Raw genomic sequence first — 5,814 nt, 5'->3', positions numbered from 1 at the left:
GTCAGCGTCGCGCAGCCGCCGCCAGTGCTGCCGCCGCGCGCGCCGCAGCTGGTGGATGCCGGCCCGGAACTGACCGGCACGGCCTCCTGGTACAAGCCGGGCCCGGGGCTACGCCGGACCTGCACCGGTGAAGTGTTCCGCAAGGATGGCATGACCGCCGCCTCCCCCAGCATTCCCGTGGGGACGCGGGTGCGCGTCTCGCTGGCGGATGATGGCCAGGATGACCGCTCGATCATCGTGCGGGTGAATGACTGCATGCCGCAAGGCCATCGTATCCTCGACCTTTCCGAAGGGGCCGCGGCGCAGCTTGGTTTGGTCAATCTGGGCGTTGCCCAGGTGAACGTGACCCCGGTGATGCTGGTGGATAACCGCTAAATTTTACGGCTAGAGCATCAAGCTTTTAGCTTGATGCTCTAAGTTTTGTTTTAGCGAACAATTTCATGTGTTTATCTTGACGCTGGCGCGTTAAGATAAACACATATTGCTCTCGCCTCAGGCCTTACGCAGCAGAAACAGCCCCTGCTCGCCGAACAGATTGGCCAGACGCGCCGAGCGGCGCCACGGGGTCCGGCGCCCTTCCTCATCCGCTGCCTGCCAATCCTCGACGACATACCCATCCGCATCGCACAAATCGAAGAAATCCCGGATCGTGCAGGGGTGGATGTTGGGCGTCTCGAACCACATCCGGTTCCAGTTGGCCGTCATCGGCATGCGGCCGCGCAGCAGCAGCTGCAACCGCAGATTCCAATGGCCGAAATTCGGGAAGGAGACGATGGCGTGGGTTGAGATGCGCAGCATCTGCCGCAGCACCTCACGCGGCTGCTCGACGGCCTGCAGTGTGCGGGAGAGAATGACGTAATCGAAGGCGTGATCGGGGTAGGTCACCAGTTCCGTATCGGCATCGCCCTGCATCACCGGCAGCCCGTGCGAGATGGCGCGCTGCACCTCCTGCATGTCGATCTCGATGCCGCGCGCGTCGCATTGCTTGGCGCGGATCAGATGCTCGATGAGCTGGCCTTCCGCGCAGCCGACATCAAGCACGCGCGAGCCGGGCTGCACCATGGCCGCGATCAAGGCCAGATCCACGCGCATTTTCTTGGCCCCACTCATGCCAGCCCCGCATGTTCGGCGCAGCCGACGAGAAAGCCGCGCAGCGTGGCGTGGAAATCCGGCTCATCCAGCAGAAACGCGTCATGCCCCTTGTCGGACTGGACTTCCACGAAGGACACGTTGGCGGCGGCATGGTTCAGCGCCCGCGCGATGGTGCGGCTCTGCGCGGTGGGAAACAGCCAGTCCGAGGAGAAGGAGACCAGCAGGAAGCGCGCGCTGGCGCCGCGAAAGGCCTGCGACAGCCCGCCTTCATGATCGCCGGCGAGGTCGAACAGATCCATGGCGCGGGTGATCGAGAGATAGGAATTGGCGTCGAATCGGGTGACGAAGCTCGACCCCTGATATTGCAGATAGCTTTCCACCGCGAATTGCTCGCCCAAAGCCGACAGACCTTCGGCATTTTGCAGCTTGCGGCCGAATTTCCGGGTCAAGGCCTCTTCCGAGACGTAGGTGATATGCGCCGTCATCCGCGCCACCGCGAGGCCGCGCTCGGGCCGCACGCCCTGGGCCCAGTAATGGCCGTTGCAGAAGGCCGGATCCGCGAAAATCGCCTGCCGGCCGATTTCGTGAAAGGCGATGTTCTGGGCGGAATGGTAATAGGCCGCCGCGATCGGCACGGCAGCGTAGAGCATCTCCGGATATTGCACCGCCCAGGACAAAGCCTGCATGCCGCCCATCGAGCCGCCGATGACCGCGAACAATTTGCGGATGCCGAAATGCTCGACCAGCCGCTTCTGCACCCGCACCATGTCATGGATGGTGATGACCGGAAAATCCCGCCCCCAGAGCTCGCCGGGCGCCTCGCCGCGCGGCGAGCGCGGGCCGGTGGAGCCCATGCAGCCGCCCAGGACGTTAGAGCAGATTACGAAATATTTGTCGGTATCGATCGGCGCGCCGGGGCCGACGACGCGCTCCCACCAGCCGGGCCGGCCCGTCTCTGGGTTCTGCTCGGCGACATATTGATCGCCGGTGAGCGCATGGCAGATCATGATCGCGTTGCTCTTCGCAGCATTGAGCGTGCCATAGGTGCGATAGGCCACGGTCACGCTGGGCAAGGCGCGACCGCAATCGAGCATGACTCCCTCGGGGAAGGTCACGCATTGATGCGGGAAATCGGTAGAGGCCGGCGTCTGGTCCATTCTGCCAATCGCATATGCGCTGGCCCTCCCCAAGGCGCAATCCCCATCCTGACATGGAAGAACAACTGCCGGATATGGCTTGGCGGGGTTGGGCTGGTTGGGGTATCTACACGCGTGATGAACGACCTGCCCTCTCCAGCCTCGCGCCTGGCCGAATTGCGCGCTGAACTCGACGCGATCGATGATCAGATCCATGATCTGCTGATGCAGCGGGCCCGCGTGGTCGAGAATGTCGCCAGCCAGGGCGGCAAAAAGGGCACCAAGATCCGCCCCGGGCGGGAAGCCGTCATTCTGCGGCGGCTGCTGGCGCGCCATCAGGGCGCCTGGCCGGCACAGGCCATCGTGCGGATCTGGCGGGAAATGTTCGGTGCCGCATTGATCATCGAGGGCGGCCAGACCATGGCGGTTTGCGACGGCGAAGGCGGCGAGGCCCGCCTGGCCCTGGCGCGGGAGCATTTCGGCCCGCTGACGCCGGTGCGCCGGCATCACAACCCCGCCCAGACCCTATCCGACCTCACCCGCGAGGGCGGCGCGCAGCTGGGCGTGCTGCCGCCGCTGGGCGAAGGCGACGATGCGCAAGGCGGCTGGTGGCAGCTCCTGGCCTCGAACGGAACCCCGATTTATGTCATCGCCAAGCTCCCGTTCTGGACGCATCGCGCCGAAGGCTTGCCGCTGGGCGAGGCGTTGGTGGCGGCGACCGTGCCCCCCGACCCGAGCGGCTCTGATCGCGGCTTGCTGCTGCTGCGCTTCGGCGCCGAGGCCTCGCGGGCCCGACTGATCGAGCTGGTCAAGGCCGCCGGCTTCGACCCGACGGCGCTCTGGGTCAAACGGCTGGCGGGCGATACCGGCGTGCTGGCGCTGCTGGAAGTGACCGGGCTGATCGCTGACAGCGACCCGCGCCTTTCGGCCATTGCCGGGCTGGAGACGCCGCCGCGCGTTGTCGGCGGCTATGCGTTGCCGCTGGAAGAGACCGCCTGATCATGAGCAGCCCTGTCGCGCGGCCGGAGATTTTCTCCGTGGCGTCCTATGTCGGTGGTGAATCCAAGCTCGCGGGCTTCGAGCATCCGGTCAAGCTGTCATCCAACGAGGGCGCGTTCGGGCCGCCGCCAGGGGCGCTGAAAGCAATGGCGGAGGCCGCCTCCGGCATGCATCGCTACCCCGATGGGAGCAGCGGCAAGTTGCGCGCGGCGATTGGCGCCAAATTCGGGCTGGACCCGGACCGCATCGTCTGCGGCAATGGCTCGGACGAGGTGCTGACCCTGCTGATCCAGTCTTATGGCGGACCGGGGACCGAGCTGATCATGAGCGAGCACGGATTCTCGATCTATGAGATTTCCGGCAAGCTGGCGGGCTGCACGGTCATCAAGGCGCCGGAGCGTGAGCTGACCACCGATGTCGATGCCATACTGAGCCTGGTGACCCCAGCGACTCGCATGGTGTTCATCGCCAACCCCAACAACCCGACCGGAACGATGCTGGCGCAAGGCGAGGTGGAGCGGCTGCGCGCCGGGCTGCGGGCGGATATTCTGCTGGTGCTGGATGCCGCCTATGCCGAATATGTCGAGCGCGAGGATTACGATGCCGGGGTGAAGCTGGTGGATGCCGGCGACAACACGGTGATGACCCGGACCTTCTCAAAGATTTTCGGCATGGGCGGGGCGCGGCTGGGCTGGTGCTACGCGCCGGCGGCGGTGATCGACGTGCTCAACCGCACCCGCCCGCCCTTCAACATCAATGTGTTCGCCGCCGCCGCCGGGATGGCGGCGCTGCGTGAGGAGGGCTGGCTGGAGCATAGCCGGGCGCATAACGGCATCGAACGCCGCCGCCTGAGCGAGCGCCTGACCCAGAGCGGCCTCAAGGTCATCCCGTCCGAGGCCAATTTCATCCTGGTCGATTTCGTCACCGTCGAGCGGGCTTCGGCCGCGGATGCCTATCTGCGCCAGCGCGGCTATATCGTCCGGCAGGTGAAATCCTACGGCCTGCCGCATTGCCTGCGGATCACCATCGGCACATCGGCGGAATGCAGCCGGGTGGCGGAAATTCTGACCGAGTTCTGTCATGACTGAGCCTTTATTCAACCGTCTGGCGCTGATCGGCATTGGCCATATCGGCGCCTCCATCGCCGGGGCGCTGAAGCTGCATCCTGGCACGGTCGGGCAGCTGGTGATCGCGGATGCCAATCCGGCGCATCTGCAGCGTGCCGAGGAGCTGGGGCTTGGCGATGTCTATTGCGCCGATGCCGCCATGGCGGTCAGCGGCGCCGATGGGGTCATCCTCTGCACGCCGGTCGGCAGCTTCGCTGGGCTGGCGGCGGCGATCGCGCCGCATCTGCAGCCGGGCTGCATCCTCTCGGATGTCGGCTCGACCAAGCAATCGGCGATCCGCGATGTGCTGCCCTTCGTGCCGGCGGGGGTTGCCTTCGTGCCGGCGCATCCGATGGCGGGCACCGAGTTTTCCGGCCCGGATGCGGGCCTGGCCAATCTGTTCGAGGGGCGCTGGTGCCTGCTGACGCCGATCGAAGGCATGGACGAGGCGGCGGCGCAAAAGATCGAGGCCTTGTGGCGGGTGCTGGGCGCGCGCACGGCGCGGATGGGGGCGGCGCATCATGACCGGGTGCTGGCCATTGTCTCGCATCTGCCGCATCTGCTCGCCTTCACCATCTGCGGCACCGCGGATGATCTGGCGGACGAGACTCGCGAGGAAGTGCTGCAATTCGCGGCCACCGGGTTTCGCGATTTCACCCGCATCGCCGCCTCCGATCCGGTGATGTGGCGCGACATTTTCACCAACAACAAGGACGCGCTGCTGGAGATGTTCTCGCGCTTTTCCGAGGACGCGCAGGCGATGGCCCGCGCCGTGCGCTGGGGCGATACCGACTATATCGAGGATAAGATCAACCGGGGCCGCAAGATCCGGAAAAGCCTGATCGATATCAAACAAGCCTGAGGACCCCAGAGATGATCGTGGATATCCGCACCTATAAGTTCCAGCCCGGCAAGATGGGCGCCTGGCTGAAACTCTATGAGGAGCTGGCCTGGCCGCTGCAGAAAAAGCATCTGGGCGAATGCCTGGGGTTCTACACGACGATCGAGGGCGAGCTGCATCAGGTGGTGCATATCTGGCGCTATCAGAGCCAGGCTGACCGCGAGGCGCGGCGCAACGCCATGGCAAAGGAATCCGGATGGGCGCAGTTCCTGGCGGAAACGGCGAAGCTGGACGGCTTCCTCTCGATGGAGAACAAGCTGGCGCGGGAAACGCCGTTTTTCGCCGCCAAATGAGCATGCAGAGCACCGCCATCATCATCGCCGCCGGACTTGGCACGAGGATGAAATCCAGCCTGCCGAAAGCCGCGCACAAGATCGCCGGGCAGCCGATGCTGGTGCATCTCATCCGCGCCGCGGAGCAGGTGTTCGACCGGATCGTCGTGGTGATCGGGCCGGACATGCCGGCCCTGGCGGCGCTGGCGGCCCCGCATCAGGTGGCCATCCAGGCCGAGCGGCTGGGCACCGCCCATGCCGCACGGCAGGCGGAACCCTATTTCGGCGACGGGCCGGTGGCGATTTTC

8 protein-coding genes are annotated in these 5,814 nt (G+C 65.3%); 6 read left to right on the top strand and 2 right to left on the bottom strand.

The features are described 5' to 3' along the window. The coding region (locus MXAZACID_RS00395; RefSeq protein ID WP_008492000.1) for a septal ring lytic transglycosylase RlpA family protein at nt 1-375 on the top strand (375 nt) is incomplete at its 5' end. A 117-nt stretch (nt 376-492) separates the two neighbouring features. Here MXAZACID_RS00395 and metW read toward each other — a convergent pair. Together metW and MXAZACID_RS00385 are read right to left on the bottom strand one after the other, a co-directional pair. Then, on the bottom strand, nt 493-1,092 hold the full coding sequence (gene metW, locus MXAZACID_RS00390) for a methionine biosynthesis protein MetW (protein WP_026440331.1): 600 nt from the start codon (nt 1,090-1,092) through the stop codon (nt 493-495). A 14-nt stretch (nt 1,093-1,106) separates the two neighbouring features. Next, a complete protein-coding gene (locus tag MXAZACID_RS00385; RefSeq protein ID WP_026440330.1) occupies nt 1,107-2,249 on the bottom strand; it encodes a homoserine O-acetyltransferase in 1,143 nt (380 codons plus the stop codon). Nucleotides 2,250-2,366: 117 nt separating this feature from the next. Between MXAZACID_RS00385 and MXAZACID_RS00380 the strand changes: the two genes are divergently transcribed. The 5 genes from MXAZACID_RS00380 to MXAZACID_RS00360 form a co-directional block, all read left to right on the top strand. Next, a complete protein-coding gene (locus MXAZACID_RS00380) occupies nt 2,367-3,227 on the top strand; it encodes a chorismate mutase (RefSeq protein ID WP_008491997.1) in 861 nt (286 codons plus the stop codon). Beyond that, nucleotides 3,227-4,315: a histidinol-phosphate transaminase gene (gene hisC / locus MXAZACID_RS00375; protein WP_144052589.1), complete on the top strand. Its 1,089-nt coding sequence runs from the start codon at nt 3,227-3,229 to the stop codon at nt 4,313-4,315. The genes MXAZACID_RS00380 and hisC overlap by 1 nt, the downstream gene beginning before the upstream one ends. Continuing rightward, the gene (locus tag MXAZACID_RS00370; RefSeq protein ID WP_008491994.1) at nt 4,308-5,195 is read left to right on the top strand and encodes a prephenate/arogenate dehydrogenase family protein; all 888 of its coding nucleotides are present in this window, start codon (nt 4,308-4,310) and stop codon (nt 5,193-5,195) included. Before hisC ends, MXAZACID_RS00370 begins: the two co-directional genes overlap by 8 nt. A gap of 11 nt (nt 5,196-5,206) precedes the next feature. Continuing rightward, nucleotides 5,207-5,527: an NIPSNAP family protein gene (locus MXAZACID_RS00365; RefSeq protein WP_008491993.1), complete on the top strand. Its 321-nt coding sequence runs from the start codon at nt 5,207-5,209 to the stop codon at nt 5,525-5,527. 2 nt (nt 5,528-5,529) lie between these two features. Beyond that, on the top strand, nt 5,530-5,814 hold a 285-nt coding region (locus MXAZACID_RS00360; RefSeq protein WP_039884625.1), incomplete at its 3' end, for an NTP transferase domain-containing protein.

It is taken from the genome of Acidocella sp. MX-AZ02, assembly GCF_000306035.1.
Lineage (GTDB): Bacteria > Pseudomonadota > Alphaproteobacteria > Acetobacterales > Acetobacteraceae > Acidocella > Acidocella facilis.
Note: the sequence above shows the minus strand (reverse complement) of the source record. Positions and strands in the feature narration are given on the sequence as shown.